The organism is Ewingella sp. C233 (assembly GCF_055407225.1).
Map to the genome: position 1 here is coordinate 65,136 of NZ_JBUZRI010000001.1, position 14,926 is coordinate 80,061.

Here is a 14,926-nt window from a genome sequence, read left to right on the forward strand (position 1 = left end):
GTAAACTCCATTTATCTATTTATATAAATTATTTTTGACCACCAATCCATTAATTCTCTACGCTGATTGAGATATGTGGATCGGTTATAAGCACGGCGAACTTCATTCTTATCATAATGCGAAAGGGCAGCTTCAATTACATCTGCGTTAAACCCGTGTTCATTCATAGCAGTACTAGCAATAGATCGCAAGCCATGAGCAACAAGCTTTCCTCCATATCCGATACGTTTCAAAGCAGCATTAGCTGTTTGGCTGTTCATGGGCTTGCGCGGGTCATTGCGGCTAGGGAAAACGTACTGACGATTACCGCTAATTGGGCGCATGATTTCCAGTAGCTCTAAAGCTTGTTCTGACAAAGGAACGACATGTTCGCGCTTTGCCTTCATACGTTCTGCCGGAATACACCACTGCTTATTCTCTATATCAATCTCTGACCATGCTGTTGCCGATGCCTCGGCAGGGCGTATGAGCGTCAGTAGCTGCCACTCAAGCAGGCAGCGGGTTGGTATCGATAAGTTGCTCATAGAAATGGTGCGCATCAACTTAGGCAGTTCTTCGGGCCGTATGGTCGGCATATGCTGCTTCTTCGGGCGTTCGAAAGCATTGCCAATACCTGAGGCCGGGTTTGCGTCCATTAGCCCGACATTAACCGCGTAAATCATTATCTCGTTTATGCGTTGTACTAACCGCCTGACCGTCTCTAACGCTCCGCGTGCTTTAATTGGTTCTAACACTTGAATCAGGGTGCGCGCTTTCAGCTCGTTAACAGGAACATTTTCGATGCTTGGCAAAATGTCTTTTTCGATAGAACGCCAGATATCCTTAGCGTGGTCAGCGCTAACTTGGCTTTCTTTCAACTCGAACCATTTACGCGCCACGTTCACGAAAATGCTTTCCTGAGCAATCTGGAGCTTCTCCGCCTCTTCATCAGCACTTGCCTGCGGATCTATTCCACGGACTAACATCGCTAACTTCTCAGCGCGGATTTCTCTGGCATCGGCAAGGGAGAGGGCAGGGTAAGCGCCGAGGCTGATCATGGTGCGTTTGTTACTGTTGGGAAGCTGGTAGCGGAAACGCCAAATTTTCTTGCCGGTGGTTTTGACTAACAAAAAGAGTCCGTCACCATCGTGCAGGGTCAGGTCTTTGTCGAGGGCTTTAGCTTTTTGTACTTCGGTGTGGGTGAGGGGGCGTGTAGTCCGCGCCATGCAAGGATCTTCCCTTAATTGGTATACGTTTATTGGTATACATCTTAGCGTATACCAATTCGTATACCAATAGACTCCGGTTTCAGGCGGATCTCCTCGGACTACTACAGACACAAAAAAGCCCGCAAACCTAGGAGGGATGCGGGCTTTCAGGACTTCTCCGGACTTATCTGGTAATAACCGGATCATAATTTGGTGGAGCTGGGGGGATTTGAACCCCCGTCCGAAATTACTACACCGTCGGCACTACATGCTTAGTCTATCTTTACATTCGCCGGTTAGCTGCGGACAGACACGCCACTAACAAACTATCCTGATTGGGTTTAACGCTTTCACTCCAGGCAAAGTGTCTGCGCGATCTCTTTTAGGTTTGACCTCTCTTGATCCCCGTCCTAAGAGCGGAGGCTAGGGAGAGAGGGCTCTGAGCAGGTTATTAAGCTGCTAGTGCGTAGTTTTCGTCGTTTGCAACTATTTTTTTGCGGCTTTTTACGAGGCCAACCGCCCCTCGGCATGCTCCTTGGGCTTCGCAAATCCCGTCGAATCCAGAATCAGCCCCAAGTACTATCGAACACTATATCAGAAAATAGCTCCGCTAAGCCAGTAGCTTAGCGGTTTGAGTTCTTCATGATTCGCGCTTTGTCTACTTTCCACTCACGATCTTTAATGTTGTCACGTTTGTCGTGTTCTTTCTTACCTTTGGCAAGGCCAATTTTGACTTTGCTCCACGCATTTTTCCAATACATGGATAGGGCGACAACGGTATAACCATCACGGCTCACTTTACCAAACAACGTTTCTAATTCACGTTTGTTAAGCAGTAATTTTCGTGTGCGGGTTGGGTCGCAGACAACATGGCTGGATGCAACACTCAATGGCTGGATAGTTGCGCCAAAAAGATAGGCTTCTCCATCCCTGAATGTGACGTAACTGTCAGTGATGTTCGCTTTGCCAGCGCGCATCGATTTGACTTCCCATCCTTGCAAAGCAAGCCCCGCCTCGATCTCTTCTTCAATGAAGTATTCATGGCGAGCGCGTTTGTTCATCGCAATGGTTGCGGAACCGGGTTTGTGTGCTTTTTTATTTGTCATAGTGATACTTATTATACTGTAAGCGTTGGCGAATGAAATCCCCACAGGTCTACAGCTGGAGGATTTTGGCCATTGTTGCTGTAGTGGCCAGGTAGTTTTTTGTCTCAAGGTGGATAAATGGTATGATTTGTACGATTTATGACACCTGGAAAATGATATGCCACAGATAAGTCGTTCTGCGCTTGTGCCTTTCAGCGTGGAGCAGATGTACAATTTAGTAAACGATGTCGATGCTTATCCGCAATTTTTGCCTGGCTGTACCGGCAGCCGTATTTTAGAGCATAGCCCCGATTCAATGGTTGCCGCAGTGGATGTTTCCAAAGCGGGTATCAGCAAAACGTTCACGACTCGAAATACACTGATCAATAATCAGCGCATTGATATGCAACTGGTTGATGGACCATTTCGAAAATTGTTGGGCGGCTGGAATTTCATCGCGCTCAGCCCTGAGGCCTGTAAGGTCGAACTCAATCTGGATTTCGAATTTACCAATAAATTAATTGAGCTGGCATTCGGTAAGATTTTCAAAGAGCTGGCCGGCAGCATGGTGCAGGCTTTCACTGTGCGCGCCAAGGAGGTTTACAGTGTCTGAGATCTGCGTTGAGGTTGTTTACGCGTTACCTGAACGTCAGTATCTGCGCACGGTAAAATTGGAGTCAGGAAGCACAGTCGAACAGGCTATTTTTGCATCAGGGCTGCTTGAGCTTCGAGCAGACATCGATCTTAAAAGTAACAAAGTTGGGATTTATAGCCGACCGGTCAAACTTTCTGATTTTCTTGAAGACGGTGACCGTATTGAAATTTATCGACCGTTGATCGCGGATCCGAAAGAGCTGAGGCGATTACGTGCAGAACGTTCTAAAAAATAAGGCGCCCTGAGCGCCTTATTTTTTTACCCCGAGGAAAGGTATTGGCAAGCGATCACCACCACCCTCTGACCGGGAAATTAATTCTGACTGTCTAATTTAGGCTTGTTATCGACGTTGGTTAATGTGCCAGCCTCGTTAAAGGTCAGTGTCAGAGTTTGCTGTTTCACGCCTTCATGGCCTGGCTGTTCACGGAAAACATAGTACCAGGTGTTATTGCCAAACGGGTCATGCAGCATCGGAGTACCAAGAACATAAGCAACTTGTTGCTTGGTCATACCGGTATGAATTTTTTGTACATCAGCAGGTGAAAGATAGTTCCCCTGATTGATGTCAGGCCGATAAACCACCTTTTCCAGTGTGGAACAGCCCGCAGTCAGCATTACAAGAGTTACTGCGGCGGCAGTTAGCGTTTTACAGCGCATAGTGATTACATTCCTTTAGGGCATAAGATGCCGATGATAATAGACCTTTCATCAGTTTGAAACCTTTGCAGGGCACCTGTATGACCCCATAAATGTAAAAAAGTTGAGCTTTTTAGGCTGCCAGTAGTTCTTTTGCGTTCGCCAGAGTATTTCTCGTCACTTCGCTACCGCCCAGCAGACGGGCTAGTTCCTGCAATCTTGCCTTTTTATCAAGTCGGTTCATCTGTGTTTCTGTCACTTCACCATCGGTGTCTTTGCTGACAAAATAATGTTGGTGACCACAACCTGCAACCTGCGGTAAGTGCGTAACGCACATGACTTGGGTCGACTCCCCCAACTGACGCAGTAATCTACCCACGATAGCCGCGGTTGGACCACTGATGCCCACATCGACCTCATCAAAGATCAGTGCGGGTGTTTCCATTTTCTGCGCAGTGATAACCTGAATCGCTAAAGCAATACGGGAAAGTTCGCCACCAGAGGCTACTTTCGCTAATGCTTGTAAGGGCTGGCCTGGGTTGGTGGTGACCTGAAACTCCAGTCGGTCAGCGCCCTCCAAACTCAGGTGCTCGGGCATAAACTGTACCTGAATCCTGAATTTACCGTGAGGCATGGAGAGTGCCTGCATGCTCTCTGTGATTAAACACGTCAGCTCACCGGCAAAAAACTGTCGCTTTTCATGGAGCTGCTCAGCAATATTAAGCGCCTGAAGGTAATGCAGGTTTACCGTTGCGCTAAGTTCAGCTTGATTCATTTCATGATCATCAAGTAACTGCTGTTCTTCAAGCAACTGGCGATGTAACTCCGGTAACTCTTCAGCCGATACACGGTGTTTTTTGGCCAGACTTAATTGACGCGAGAGACGCTGCTCCAGCTCGTAGAGACGGTTAGGATCCATCTCCAGGCGCTCGCTGTAGTGACGCAGTTCATCGCTTGCTTCGCTGATTTGAATGGAAGCGTCATCTAGCATCACAAGCAACTCGTTTATTTTGCTGTCGATTTCGGCCAGCTCAACCAGCTGATTTTTAGCGGTATGCAGCAGACTGACAATATTTTGGTCATCGCCATCGGCCAGTAGGTAAAGTGCGCTTTGGCTCAGTGAGAGAAGCTGTCCGCTGTTTGCCAGCCGTTTGTACTCTTCATCGATCTGTTCGTACTCACCCGCCTGCGGTGAAAATTCGTTGAGTTCTTTGAGCTGATATTGCAGCAACTGACGGCGGGCTTCACGCTCAGAGACTTGCTGCTGATATTGCGCCAACTGGCGGCAGCTGTAGTGCCACTCCTGATAGGCCTGCCGCATCTGCAACAACAGTGTAGGCTGGTCAGCATAGGCATCGAGAAGCTGTTTTTGATGTTCTGGCTTAAGCAAAAGCTGGTGAGCATGCTGACCGTGGATTTGGATTAAATGTTGCCCGACCTCACGCAACTGGGAGAGCGGGACAGGAGTGCCATTGATAAAGCCCCGTGAGCGGCCATCTGCACTGATTGTGCGGCGCAGAAGGCAGTCATTACCTTCATCCAGCTGATTGTCAGCCAGCCACTGTTTTGCAGAGGGTGTGTCAGCAAGGGTGAAGCGGGCGCAGATATCGGCGCGAGCTGAGCCCAAGCGTACGGTACTGCCGTCGGCACGGTTGCCAAGACATAAACCCAGTGCGTCAATTGCAATGGATTTACCCGCCCCAGTTTCGCCGGTGATCGCCGTCATTCCGCGATGAAAATCGATATCTAACTCACGAACAATGGCAAAGTTACTGATAGTTAATTGCGCCAGCATGATCACCTTCCTGTACATGACAACAGACCTGTAATTACATACAGTATAAACTGGTTTTATATACAGTAAAGTCCTCGGCGCACTATTTTTTAAAATTCTTGAAGGGGATTCCATTAGAACAGTTTTTTCGACCATCCGAGCTTGGTGCTCAATGTATTGAAGTAGCTGTAGTCTTTTGGATGAATAAGGTTGAGGTGATACTCACTGCGCCGAATGACCACTTCTTCCCCTTGCTGGATAGGCAGCGCTATCTGACTGTCACAACTGATCTCTAAGTCACTGCTGATGTGGGAGAATTTAAGGCAAATGGTGCTGCTGCTGTTAATCACCAGCGGGCGTGCTGAGAGGGTATGCGGGAACATCGGCACCAAGGCTATGGCATCCAGTGTGGGCGTAAGAATGGGGCCGCCCCCTGATAATGAGTAAGCCGTGGAGCCAGTCGGGGTAGAAATGATGAGGCCATCTGAGCGTTGGGAGAAGGCGAATTTATCGTCAATGTAGACTTCAAATTCAATCATGTGTGCCACTTTGCCCGGATGCAGAACCACTTCGTTAATGGCAGTACTTACTCGACACTGGCGACCCTCACAGCGCACCATGGCCTCCAGAAGGAAGCGTTGCTCGCTGAGGTACTCCCCTTTCAGGACGTCGTCCAACTGTTGCAGGGCGTTGTCCGGGTCGAGATCGGTCAGAAAGCCGAGATTCCCACGGTTGATACCAATGACTTTGATGTCATAGCGTGCCAGAACGCGCGCGGCACCCAACATATTGCCATCACCACCGACAACAACAGCCAGATCGGCTTTTTTGCCAATATCAGCCAGACTGCCGGTTTGTGCGCCCTCAAGTTTAAGATCCTGAGCAACCTGGCGTTCAACCACAACCTCATAGCCTTTCGAGACTAACCAGTGATAAAGCATTTCATGGGTCGCGAGTGCAGATGGGTGGCGCGGGTGGCCGACAATGCCTATGCACTCAAATTTTTTATTCATCGCTGTGGTTATCCTCAGTAGGCTTTTTTAACGCCTGCATAATGTCTGAACCTTTGAAAGCAAACCTTGAAACGGCGGTTTTGATCCCCATAATAAACCCAGTAGCAAGATTAATGCTAAAACGCGGAGAAATTCATGAGTAGTAAAGAACATAAGACGCCTAACGAGCAAGCCTCGGATGAGTTAAATCAGGAGCAAGCGCTGCATACGGAAGCGGAAAATGAGGCGGCAGACGTCGTTGATCCGCGCGACGAGCGTATTGCAGAACTTGAAGCCCAGCTGAAAGACGCTCAGCAACACGAACGCGATAGTCTGTTGCGTGCCAAAGCGGAAGTAGAAAATATCCGCCGCCGCACCGAGATAGACATTGAGAAAGCGCATAAATTCGCTCTGGAAAAATTCTCCAGCGAATTGCTGCCAGTGATCGACAACCTGGAGCGCGCGCTGGACCTGGCTGACAAGTCCAATGCGGAACTGGTGGGTCTGATTGAAGGCGTGGAGTTAACGCTGAAATCATTGCTGGATGCGGTACGTAAGTTTGGTATGGAAGTGGTGAGCGATATCCACGTTCCATTCAACCCCGAATTGCATCAGGCCATGACACTGATGGAGTCGGAAGATCTTGAGCCGAACCACGTGATGATGGTGATGCAAAAAGGTTACACGCTGAACGGACGTTTACTTCGTCCTGCGATGGTAGCGGTGTCTAAAGCCAAGGCTTAATCCCGCTGTGATCCGAGAAAAGGCATCCTGCGGGATGCCTTTTCTGTTTTAAGCGGGCAGTACCGGCATCCAGTTAATCGGTTCGAGGCCCTGTTTTTGCAACAGCGTATTGGTTGCGGAGAAATGTTTGCAACCGAGAAAACCGCGGTGTGCTGACAGCGGTGACGGGTGCGGTGCTTTCAGTATGTGGTGGCGTTGTGCATCAATAAAGTTGCCTTTTTTCTGTGCATGGGAGCCCCATAACAGGAAAATGATGCCTTCACGATGCTCATTGAGTGCAGCGATGACTTTATCAGTGAAGGTTTCCCAGCCTAGTTTTGCATGGGAGTGGGCCTGGCCACCCTCAACGGTTAACACCGTGTTGAGCAACAATACACCCTGATCAGCCCAGCTTTGCAGATAGCCATGTGCGGGGCGTTCAAAGCCAGGGATATCTGTCACCAGCTCTTTGTAAATATTGACCAGAGAAGGCGGTGCCGGGATGCCGGGGCGGACTGAAAAAGAGAGACCGTGTGCCTGATTCGGGCCATGGTAGGGGTCCTGACCGAGGATCACGACTTTGACATCTGAGAGTTCCGTTGAGCGAAAAGCGCTGAAAACATCGGCCTGCGGCGGATAAATAATTTTGCCAACAACGCGCTCGCTGGCAACGTACTTTAGGGTGTCAACGAAGTAGGGTTGATCTTTTTCGGCACCAATAACGTCATGCCAGGTGAGAGTGGTAGACATTAACGCGATCCTTTTCTCTATAATTTCAATCGCGTTAGCTTACCTGCATGCGCATAGCAGGGAAACCGTGCGTTGTAAGGAATGAGGAAAAGGATGCTGATGAAGTGTTTTCTGCAAAAATAATTGATATTTTTCAAATTAAATTGAAAATAGTGGCGAGTAAAAATTGATATAAAACATTAATTTGCCGTGAGCGGGAAATAACCACAGGTTTAAAGTTGATATTTATCAAAGAATGCGGGGTCTTCAACTGTTATATCTGATAACAGGAACAGAAGTCTGGCGTCAATTTTGACGACATTCATGTTAACAGTATCAGTATCGTAGCCATTAACGGAGGCAACACATGATCACCGGAATCCAAATTACTAAAGCCAACAATGAAGCGCTGAAAAACTCTTTCTGGCTTCTTGATGATGAGAAAGCTGAAGCACGTTGCATTTGTGCGAAAGGCGGTTATGAAGAAGATCAAATCGTTGCAGTGAGCGATCTGGGTCAGATTGAATATCGTGAAGTACCGATGGAGTTCAAGCCTACTGTTCGCGTTGAAGGTGGTCAGCACCTGAACGTTAACGTGATGCGCCGTGAGACTCTGGAAGATGCAGTTAAGCATCCGGAAAAATACCCACAGCTGACGATTCGCGTGTCCGGTTATGCAGTGCGCTTCAACTCACTGACGCCTGAACAGCAACGTGATGTCATCACTCGTACTTTCACCGAAAGCCTGTAAAAGCGTCGGATGAAATGCAGTGTGTGATGGAATAAAAAAACCGCCGAAAGGCGGTTTTTTTATGACTGAAATCAGCAGATTACTTTGAGGAATCTTTGGTTTCAGTTTCGGCTTTAACGCGGCGCTTGCCGACGTTCTTACTGTCACGGTGACGGACTTTCACTTTCACCTTAGACTTCACCTGCGCTTCTTTCTGCTTTTCTTTACGCTTCGCCAGCACTTTCTTGGATGGCTTGCCGGTCGTCTTCTCGCTTGGCGCTTTGGTTTTAGGACGCAGTTCATCAATGACGCGTGGCTTCAACGGCTCATTGAGGTAACGGCCGATTTTACCCAGTAACAAATGGTCATGCGCTTCAACAAATGAAATCGCGGTGCCTTTACGGCCCATACGACCAGTACGACCGATGCGGTGCAGATAGGTATCAGCAGTCAGCGGCAGGTCGAAGTTAAAGACGTGGCTGATGTCGTTGATATCCAGACCGCGTGCGGCGATATCGGTTGCAACCAGTACGTTAACGCGATCTTCAACCATACGTTTTACGGCTTCAGTACGCTTAACCTGGACCATTTCGCCTTCGAGGTAACAGGAGTTGATCCCCGCTTCGCGAAGCCAGGCAACCAACTCGTGTACTCGTTCACGCTTACGTACGAAGATCACAGATTTGGTGACATCTTCCTGCTTAAGCAGATGGATCAGCATTTGGGTTTTATGCGCGACGTCGTCAACGCGGTAATACCATTGCAGGATTTTTTTGCGTTCGCGGCGGGACGGATCGGCTTCGATTTCAACCGGCTCGGTCAGGATGCGTTCTGCGAATTCGCGAATGGCTTCGCCTTCCAGCGTTGCGGAGAACAGCAACGTCTGTTTACGCCAGCGCGCTTCGGCTGAAATCGTTTCGATATCCTGAGCAAAGCCCATGTCCAGCATGCGGTCAGCTTCGTCGAGGATCAGCGTTTCAATAGCGCGGCAATCGAAGTTTTCTTCTTTAATGTATTGCAGCAAACGGCCGGTCGTCGCAACGACGATGTCCTGGTTTTCACTGAACACTTCGGCGTGGTTCATATATGCCACACCGCCGGTGATCGTCGCGATATCCAGATCGGTATGTTTAGCCAGTTCACGCGCCTGGTCAGCAACCTGCATAGCCAGTTCTCGCGTGGGTGTCAGAATCAGAATACGTGGCGGACCAGATTTCTTACGCGGGAAATCCAGCAAATGCTGCAATGCAGGCAACAGAAATGCTGCTGTTTTGCCGGTGCCGGTAGGAGCCGAACCCAACACATCGCGTCCGTCCATTGCAGGCGGAATTGCCTCTGCCTGAATGACAGTCGGGCGGGTATAGCCTTTTTCGCCCAGGGCGTCTAGCAGGCGTTCATCGAGTTCGAGTTCGGAAAAATTGGTTACAGTCATGGTCTACCTCTACTTGGGGCGCCGATTATAGACGTGTTAGACGCGATCTTCACCTATTTAAGCGGATAGCGCGGCTTTTCCTTGGCGTATGTTTGCCCTATGCTACGACAGTTTTGAATATCAGGCCGTCACGCAGAGGGTTTTAACGGTGAATAATGTGGTGAATGAAGTCAGTGCCAGCGAGCCTTTGCGGCGTAACGGTTTTACTTTTAAGCAGTTTTTTGTCGCACACGATCGCTGTGCCATGAAAGTGGGTACCGATGGCGTTTTGCTGGGCGCCTGGGTACCGGTAGAACAGGCAACACGTATTCTGGATATCGGTTCAGGCAGTGGCTTGATTGCCCTGATGCTGGCGCAGCGGACGTCGCCGTCCGTCATTATTGATGCCGTCGAGTTAGACCTTCCCGCCGCCGATCAGGCAAAAGAGAACTTTCAGGCGTCACTCTGGGCTGAACGTCTTAATATCTTCGCGCAGGATATCAATGTCGTCGCACAAACGCACCCGGGCCGGTACGATTTAATCGTCAGTAATCCCCCGTATTTTGAATCTGCCGTTGCCTGCCGGGATGAAGCCCGTAATACGGCGCGTTATACAGAAACGCTGACGCATAGCGCACTGTTGTTGTGTGCGGAAAAATTACTGATGGCGCATGGGCTGTTTTGCGTTGTGCTGCCTTATGACATCGGCCTGACGCTAGAAAATAATGCGCATAAACAGGGTTGGTTTACGTCCCGCCGGCTCGCTGTGCGTGACCGTCCTGGCAAAGCGCTTAACCGTCTCTTGCTGGTTCTATCGCGCGAGCCTGCTGAAACTGATGCTCAGGAACTGAATTTACGCGAGAAAGAAGGCGTCTACAGCCTGGCATTTCGTTCGCTGATTGCGGATTTTTATCTGAATTATTAACAAGTGGCTGCAAAAACGGTGCGGTCCATCGCACTGTTTGGGGGATTGTTTATGGCTGAAGGATGGTGGGCTGAGGGTGGTGGAGCTGATCCGGGTAGTCGAGCGTGAAGTGTAATCCGCGACTCTCTTTACGCTCCATAGCACTGCGAACAATCAGTTCGGCAACCTGAACCAGATTACGTAATTCCAGCAAATTGTTAGAAATGCGGAAGTTAGCGTAGTACTCATCGATTTCCTGTTGCAGGGTCATAATACGGCGCAGGGCGCGCTCAAGCCGCTTGGTCGTACGCACAATGCCCACGTAGTCCCACATAAACAGGCGCAGTTCATGCCAGTTATGCTGAATCACCACCTGCTCGTCGGAATTGTCGACCCGGCTTTCATCCCACTGAGGCAGATGTTTTGCCAGTTTAGCGTGCGGAAGGCGCTTGATAATGTCCTCTGCTGCTGACCAGCCATACACCAGACATTCGAGCAGTGAGTTCGATGCCAGGCGGTTGGCGCCGTGCAGACCGGTATAACTCACCTCACCAATGGCATACAAACCGTCCAAATCGGTACGACCATGCTGGTCCACCATCACGCCGCCACAGGTATAATGCGCGGCAGGGACGATCGGAATCGCCTCTTTCGTCAGATCAATGCCCAGCGACATCAGCTTTTCATAGATCATCGGGAAATGCTGCATGATGAACTCAGGCGGACGATGGCTGATATCCAGATACATGCAGTCTGCCCCAAGACGCTTCATTTCATGGTCGATGGCGCGGGCGACGACGTCACGGGGAGCCAGTTCGCCGCGTGCATCAAAATCAGGCATAAACCGGCTGCCGTCAGGGCGCTTCAGGAAAGCTCCTTCACCGCGTAACGCTTCGGTCAGCAGAAAGTTTCTGGCCTGAGGGTGATACAAACAGGTGGGATGGAACTGGTTGAATTCCAAATTCGCCACACGGCACCCCGCGCGCCAGGCCATCGCAATACCATCACCCGAAGAGATGTCGGGGTTCGTCGTGTACTGGTACACTTTTGCCGCGCCGCCGGTGGCGAGGATCACCGCCTTTGCCCGGAGCGTTTCGACGTGCTCTTTCTCACGGTTCCAGACATACGCGCCCACCACGCGCTGAGTACCTGCCAGGCCAATTTTGCTAGACGTGATCAGGTCAACGGCGTTATAGCGCTCTTTCACGCAAATATTGGGGTGTGATCTTGCTTTCCCTACCAGCGTGGTCTCTACTTCTTTACCAGTAGCATCAGCAGCATGCAGTATGCGCCGGTGACTGTGACCGCCTTCGCGAGTCAGGTGATAACGCTCCTCAGAGCTTGCGTTTGTTTCGGTATCAAACAGCACACCCTGATCAATTAACCACTGTACACAATGACGGGCATTACCGGCGATGAATTCGACGGCTTCCTTATCACACAATCCGGCACCGGCGATGAGAGTGTCATCGACGTGAGAGGCAATGCTGTCCTGCTCATCGAAGACTGCGGCTATGCCGCCCTGAGCATAAAAGGTCGCGCCTTCGTTTAAAGGTCCTTTGCTGAGTACAGTAACGCTACAATGGTCTGCAAGCCGTAAAGCCAAAGACAGGCCGGCAGCACCACTCCCGATAATCAATACATCGCTGACAAATTCAGATGAAGGTTGCATAACGTATGATGTTTGCAGAAGAAGAGGGAAAATCATGTTAGCCTAAACATCCTGGCAAAAGCCACGGACTTGAGACTTCAATAGAAAAAACAATGGCGATGTGGAACTTAATGTTTCATGTGAACTCCAAGCAGTACTTGCTCAGGAATATAATGATGAAAGCTGGCAGTACGACTTTATGCGCGGAGATAGTTTTGGGGAGATTTTACCTCGGATGAGCGAGCAGTTAGCAGATCAGGTTCTGGTTGAGCGGGTCCAGAAGGGTGATCAGAAATCGTTCAATTTACTGGTTATCCGTTACCAGCATAAAGTAGCGAGCCTGGTTTCCCGCTACGTACCACAGGGCGATGTGCCTGATGTGGTTCAGGAATCATTCATTAAAGCGTATCGTGCGTTGGAATCATTTCGAGGCGATAGTGCTTTTTACACGTGGTTGTACCGTATCGCGGTCAACACAGCGAAGAATTATTTAGTTGCTCAGGGACGGCGTCCGCCAGCCAGTGATGTGGATGCCAATGATGCCGAAAACTTTGAAAGTGGCGGCGCATTGAAAGAAATTTCGAACCCTGAGAATTTGATGTTGTCAGAAGAGTTGCGGCAAATAGTTTTCCGTACGATTGAAGCACTTCCTGAAGATCTTCGCATGGCGATCACCTTAAGGGAGTTAGATGGATTGAGCTACGAAGAGATAGCCGCCATCATGGATTGCCCCGTGGGCACGGTGAGATCGCGTATTTTCCGCGCCCGGGAAGCTATTGATAATAAAGTTCAACCGCTGATTCAGCGTTAACGATGGCGGACACAGGAAGGGTACTTAGGCATGCAGAAAGAAAAGCTTTCGGCTCTAATGGATGGTGAAGTCTTGGATTCCGAGCTGCTGAGTTCGCTCTCGGATGATAAAACGCTTCAACAAAGCTGGCAGAGTTATCATTTGATCCGCGACACTATGCGCGGTGATATGGGAAATGTCGTGCATCTGGATATCGCAGATCGTGTCGCCGCTGCGTTAGCGAATGAGCCTGCTCGTTTGGTTCCCGGCGCTGTTCCGGAATCCCAACCTCAGCCTCATACCTGGGAAAAAATGCCGTTCTGGCATAAGGTTCGCCCTTGGGCAAGCCAACTGACTCAGGTCGGCGTTGCGGCTTGTGTCTCCCTGGCCGTGATCGTGGGTGTACAGCATTACAATCAGCCGGATGCATCAGGTGCTTCTCCTGAAACTCCTGCGTTTAATACGTTGCCGATGATGGGTAAAGCATCACCGGTAAGCTTTGGCGTGCCGACCAGTGACAGTACAGCACTGAATGGGCAACAAAATGTGCAGGAACAACGCAAACGCGTTAATGCCATTTTGCAGGATTACGAGCTGCAGCGCAGATTACACTCTGATCAGCTCCAGTTGGAATCTGTCACACCACAGCAGGCCGCTGTTCAGGTACCCGGAACTCAGTCTTTAGGAATGCAAACGCAGTAATGAAGCAAATTTGGTTTGCCGTCTGTTTAATGACGGGCAGCCTGTTGACTCCAGCAATCGCCTCGGCAGAACCAACGACCGAGGCGTTATTGCAGGAAATGAACAAGGCCACCCAGTCTTTAAATTATGAAATCGCCTTCATCAGCATTACGAAGCAGGGAATTGACTCCTATCGCTATCGTCATGCCACCTCTAATCATTTCCCTCTCGCGCAGTTAGTCCTGATGGACGGACCTCGCCGTGAAATTGTTCAACGTGGTAAAGACATCAGCTATTTCGAAACGGGCTTACAGCCGTTTACGCTGGATGGCGACCATATCGTCGACTCTTTGCCTGGTATTGTTTTCAGTGATTTCGCGCGTTTGGCGAAATACTATGACTTTATACCGGTTGGCAGGGCACGTGCAGTGGACAGACTGAGTCAGGTTATCCGGGTTGTATCACGCGATGGTACCCGTTTTAGTTACGTGATCTGGGTTGACGAAAATACCAAGCTTCCCCTGCGGGTTGATCTACTTGACCGTGATGGTGAGACGCTGGAACAATTCCGCGTCATCTCTTTTGTCGCTGACGACGCTGTCAAAGAATCTCTGACGACCTTAGAGAAGGCGACACTTCCTCCGGTACTTTCCGTACCTGCTGGGGATAACGCGCAGTTCACCTGGCAACCAAAGTGGTTACCTGATGGCGTGACTGAAGTGGCGCGCAGCCGCAGAAACTTGCCAAATATGCCAGTCGCGATAGAATCACGTCTTTATTCTGACGGGCTTTTCAGTTTCTCGATCAACGTGAATGCGACAACCAGTGCTCCTTCTGAGCAGTTGGTCAGGCAGGGGCGTCGAACCGTGCAGACGGAAGTCCGCAACGCGAATGAAATTACGATTGTCGGTGAATTGCCGCCGTCAACGGCTAAGCGAATTGCAGAAAGCATCGTCTTCACTGCGCAATAAAAGGTCA

General features: G+C 49.9%; 16 protein-coding genes and 1 other RNA gene. 8 read left to right on the top strand and 9 right to left on the bottom strand.

Annotation, left to right across the window (positions count from 1 at the left end):
• Positions 1 to 11: 11 nt before the first annotated feature.
• The 3 genes from ACZRKO_RS00335 to smpB form a co-directional block, all read right to left on the bottom strand.
• A complete protein-coding gene (locus ACZRKO_RS00335; protein ID WP_463735302.1) occupies positions 12 to 1,205 on the bottom strand; it encodes an integrase domain-containing protein in 1,194 nt (397 codons plus the stop codon).
• Between the two features lie 193 nt (positions 1,206 to 1,398).
• Positions 1,399 to 1,761, bottom strand: a transfer-messenger RNA (tmRNA) gene (gene ssrA, locus ACZRKO_RS00340).
• 49 nt (positions 1,762 to 1,810) lie between these two features.
• Entirely contained in the window at positions 1,811 to 2,293 is a 483-nt protein-coding gene (gene smpB / locus ACZRKO_RS00345; protein WP_463735303.1) for an SsrA-binding protein SmpB, read from the bottom strand.
• Between the two features lie 157 nt (positions 2,294 to 2,450).
• On the opposite strand from smpB, the gene ACZRKO_RS00350 reads away from it, so the two are divergent.
• On the top strand, positions 2,451 to 2,885 hold the full coding sequence (locus ACZRKO_RS00350; RefSeq protein WP_463735304.1) for a type II toxin-antitoxin system RatA family toxin: 435 nt from the start codon (positions 2,451 to 2,453) through the stop codon (positions 2,883 to 2,885).
• Positions 2,878 to 3,162 carry an RnfH family protein gene (locus ACZRKO_RS00355; RefSeq protein ID WP_463735305.1) on the top strand — a complete coding sequence of 95 codons (285 nt, stop codon included), beginning with the start codon at positions 2,878 to 2,880 and terminating at the stop codon, positions 3,160 to 3,162. Before ACZRKO_RS00350 ends, ACZRKO_RS00355 begins: the two co-directional genes overlap by 8 nt.
• 77 nt (positions 3,163 to 3,239) lie before the next feature.
• Here the strand turns inward: ACZRKO_RS00355 and bamE are convergent, their stop codons facing one another.
• From bamE to nadK, 3 genes are all read right to left on the bottom strand, one after another.
• On the bottom strand, positions 3,240 to 3,584 hold the full coding sequence (gene bamE / locus ACZRKO_RS00360; RefSeq protein ID WP_463735306.1) for an outer membrane protein assembly factor BamE: 345 nt from the start codon (positions 3,582 to 3,584) through the stop codon (positions 3,240 to 3,242).
• A gap of 112 nt (positions 3,585 to 3,696) precedes the next feature.
• Positions 3,697 to 5,358 (bottom strand): DNA repair protein RecN, encoded by a 1,662-nt coding sequence (recN, locus tag ACZRKO_RS00365; RefSeq protein WP_463735307.1) that lies wholly within the window; start codon positions 5,356 to 5,358, stop codon positions 3,697 to 3,699.
• 113 nt (positions 5,359 to 5,471) lie between these two features.
• Complete coding sequence (gene nadK / locus ACZRKO_RS00370) at positions 5,472 to 6,350, bottom strand: NAD(+) kinase (RefSeq protein WP_463735308.1); 879 nt, start codon at positions 6,348 to 6,350, stop codon at positions 5,472 to 5,474.
• Between the two features lie 135 nt (positions 6,351 to 6,485).
• On the opposite strand from nadK, the gene grpE reads away from it, so the two are divergent.
• Positions 6,486 to 7,073, top strand: a complete 588-nt coding sequence (gene grpE / locus ACZRKO_RS00375; protein WP_463735309.1) for a nucleotide exchange factor GrpE — start codon at positions 6,486 to 6,488, stop codon at positions 7,071 to 7,073.
• Between the two features lie 48 nt (positions 7,074 to 7,121).
• Here grpE and ung read toward each other — a convergent pair whose 3' ends face one another.
• Positions 7,122 to 7,802: a uracil-DNA glycosylase gene (gene ung / locus ACZRKO_RS00380; RefSeq protein WP_463735310.1), complete on the bottom strand. Its 681-nt coding sequence runs from the start codon at positions 7,800 to 7,802 to the stop codon at positions 7,122 to 7,124.
• Positions 7,803 to 8,148: 346 nt separating this feature from the next.
• Between ung and grcA the strand changes: the two genes are divergently transcribed.
• Entirely contained in the window at positions 8,149 to 8,532 is a 384-nt protein-coding gene (gene grcA, locus ACZRKO_RS00385; protein WP_463735311.1) for an autonomous glycyl radical cofactor GrcA, read from the top strand.
• A 79-nt stretch (positions 8,533 to 8,611) separates the two neighbouring features.
• Here grcA and srmB read toward each other — a convergent pair whose 3' ends face one another.
• Positions 8,612 to 9,943 carry an ATP-dependent RNA helicase SrmB gene (gene srmB / locus ACZRKO_RS00390; protein WP_463735312.1) on the bottom strand — a complete coding sequence of 444 codons (1,332 nt, stop codon included), beginning with the start codon at positions 9,941 to 9,943 and terminating at the stop codon, positions 8,612 to 8,614.
• 157 nt (positions 9,944 to 10,100) lie between these two features.
• On the opposite strand from srmB, the gene trmN reads away from it, so the two are divergent.
• Positions 10,101 to 10,847, top strand: coding sequence for a tRNA(1)(Val) (adenine(37)-N(6))-methyltransferase TrmN (gene trmN / locus ACZRKO_RS00395; RefSeq protein WP_463737424.1), 747 nt, complete (start codon positions 10,101 to 10,103; stop codon positions 10,845 to 10,847).
• 49 nt (positions 10,848 to 10,896) lie between these two features.
• Here trmN and nadB read toward each other — a convergent pair whose 3' ends face one another.
• Complete coding sequence (gene nadB / locus ACZRKO_RS00400) at positions 10,897 to 12,498, bottom strand: L-aspartate oxidase (protein ID WP_463735313.1); 1,602 nt, start codon at positions 12,496 to 12,498, stop codon at positions 10,897 to 10,899.
• A 214-nt stretch (positions 12,499 to 12,712) separates the two neighbouring features.
• On the opposite strand from nadB, the gene rpoE reads away from it, so the two are divergent.
• The 3 genes from rpoE to rseB are packed head-to-tail and all read left to right on the top strand — an operon-like array spanning position 12,713 to position 14,919.
• Complete coding sequence (gene rpoE / locus ACZRKO_RS00405) at positions 12,713 to 13,288, top strand: RNA polymerase sigma factor RpoE (protein WP_463737425.1); 576 nt, start codon at positions 12,713 to 12,715, stop codon at positions 13,286 to 13,288.
• 30 nt (positions 13,289 to 13,318) lie between these two features.
• Positions 13,319 to 13,969 (top strand): anti-sigma-E factor RseA, encoded by a 651-nt coding sequence (rseA, locus tag ACZRKO_RS00410; protein WP_463735314.1) that lies wholly within the window; start codon positions 13,319 to 13,321, stop codon positions 13,967 to 13,969.
• A complete protein-coding gene (gene rseB, locus ACZRKO_RS00415; RefSeq protein ID WP_463735315.1) occupies positions 13,969 to 14,919 on the top strand; it encodes a sigma-E factor regulatory protein RseB in 951 nt (316 codons plus the stop codon). The genes rseA and rseB overlap by 1 nt, the downstream gene beginning before the upstream one ends.
• Positions 14,920 to 14,926 lie beyond the last annotated feature (7 nt).

What these genes read in the sequence shown, in the direction of transcription:
- smpB (WP_463735303.1), bottom strand. Translation starts at nt 2,293, where the DNA reads ATGACAAATAAAAAAGCACACAAACCCGGTTCCGCAACCATTGCGATG.
- ACZRKO_RS00350 (WP_463735304.1), top strand. Translation starts at nt 2,451, where the DNA reads ATGCCACAGATAAGTCGTTCTGCGCTTGTGCCTTTCAGCGTGGAGCAG.
- grpE (WP_463735309.1), top strand. Translation starts at nt 6,486, where the DNA reads ATGAGTAGTAAAGAACATAAGACGCCTAACGAGCAAGCCTCGGATGAG.
- rseB (WP_463735315.1), top strand. Translation starts at nt 13,969, where the DNA reads ATGAAGCAAATTTGGTTTGCCGTCTGTTTAATGACGGGCAGCCTGTTG.
- nadB (WP_463735313.1), bottom strand. Translation starts at nt 12,498, where the DNA reads ATGCAACCTTCATCTGAATTTGTCAGCGATGTATTGATTATCGGGAGT.
- ung (WP_463735310.1), bottom strand. Translation starts at nt 7,802, where the DNA reads ATGTCTACCACTCTCACCTGGCATGACGTTATTGGTGCCGAAAAAGAT.
- nadK (WP_463735308.1), bottom strand. Translation starts at nt 6,350, where the DNA reads ATGAATAAAAAATTTGAGTGCATAGGCATTGTCGGCCACCCGCGCCAC.
- rseA (WP_463735314.1), top strand. Translation starts at nt 13,319, where the DNA reads ATGCAGAAAGAAAAGCTTTCGGCTCTAATGGATGGTGAAGTCTTGGAT.
- recN (WP_463735307.1), bottom strand. Translation starts at nt 5,358, where the DNA reads ATGCTGGCGCAATTAACTATCAGTAACTTTGCCATTGTTCGTGAGTTA.
- rpoE (WP_463737425.1), top strand. Translation starts at nt 12,713, where the DNA reads ATGAGCGAGCAGTTAGCAGATCAGGTTCTGGTTGAGCGGGTCCAGAAG.
- ACZRKO_RS00335 (WP_463735302.1), bottom strand. Translation starts at nt 1,205, where the DNA reads ATGGCGCGGACTACACGCCCCCTCACCCACACCGAAGTACAAAAAGCT.
- srmB (WP_463735312.1), bottom strand. Translation starts at nt 9,943, where the DNA reads ATGACTGTAACCAATTTTTCCGAACTCGAACTCGATGAACGCCTGCTA.
- grcA (WP_463735311.1), top strand. Translation starts at nt 8,149, where the DNA reads ATGATCACCGGAATCCAAATTACTAAAGCCAACAATGAAGCGCTGAAA.
- bamE (WP_463735306.1), bottom strand. Translation starts at nt 3,584, where the DNA reads ATGCGCTGTAAAACGCTAACTGCCGCCGCAGTAACTCTTGTAATGCTG.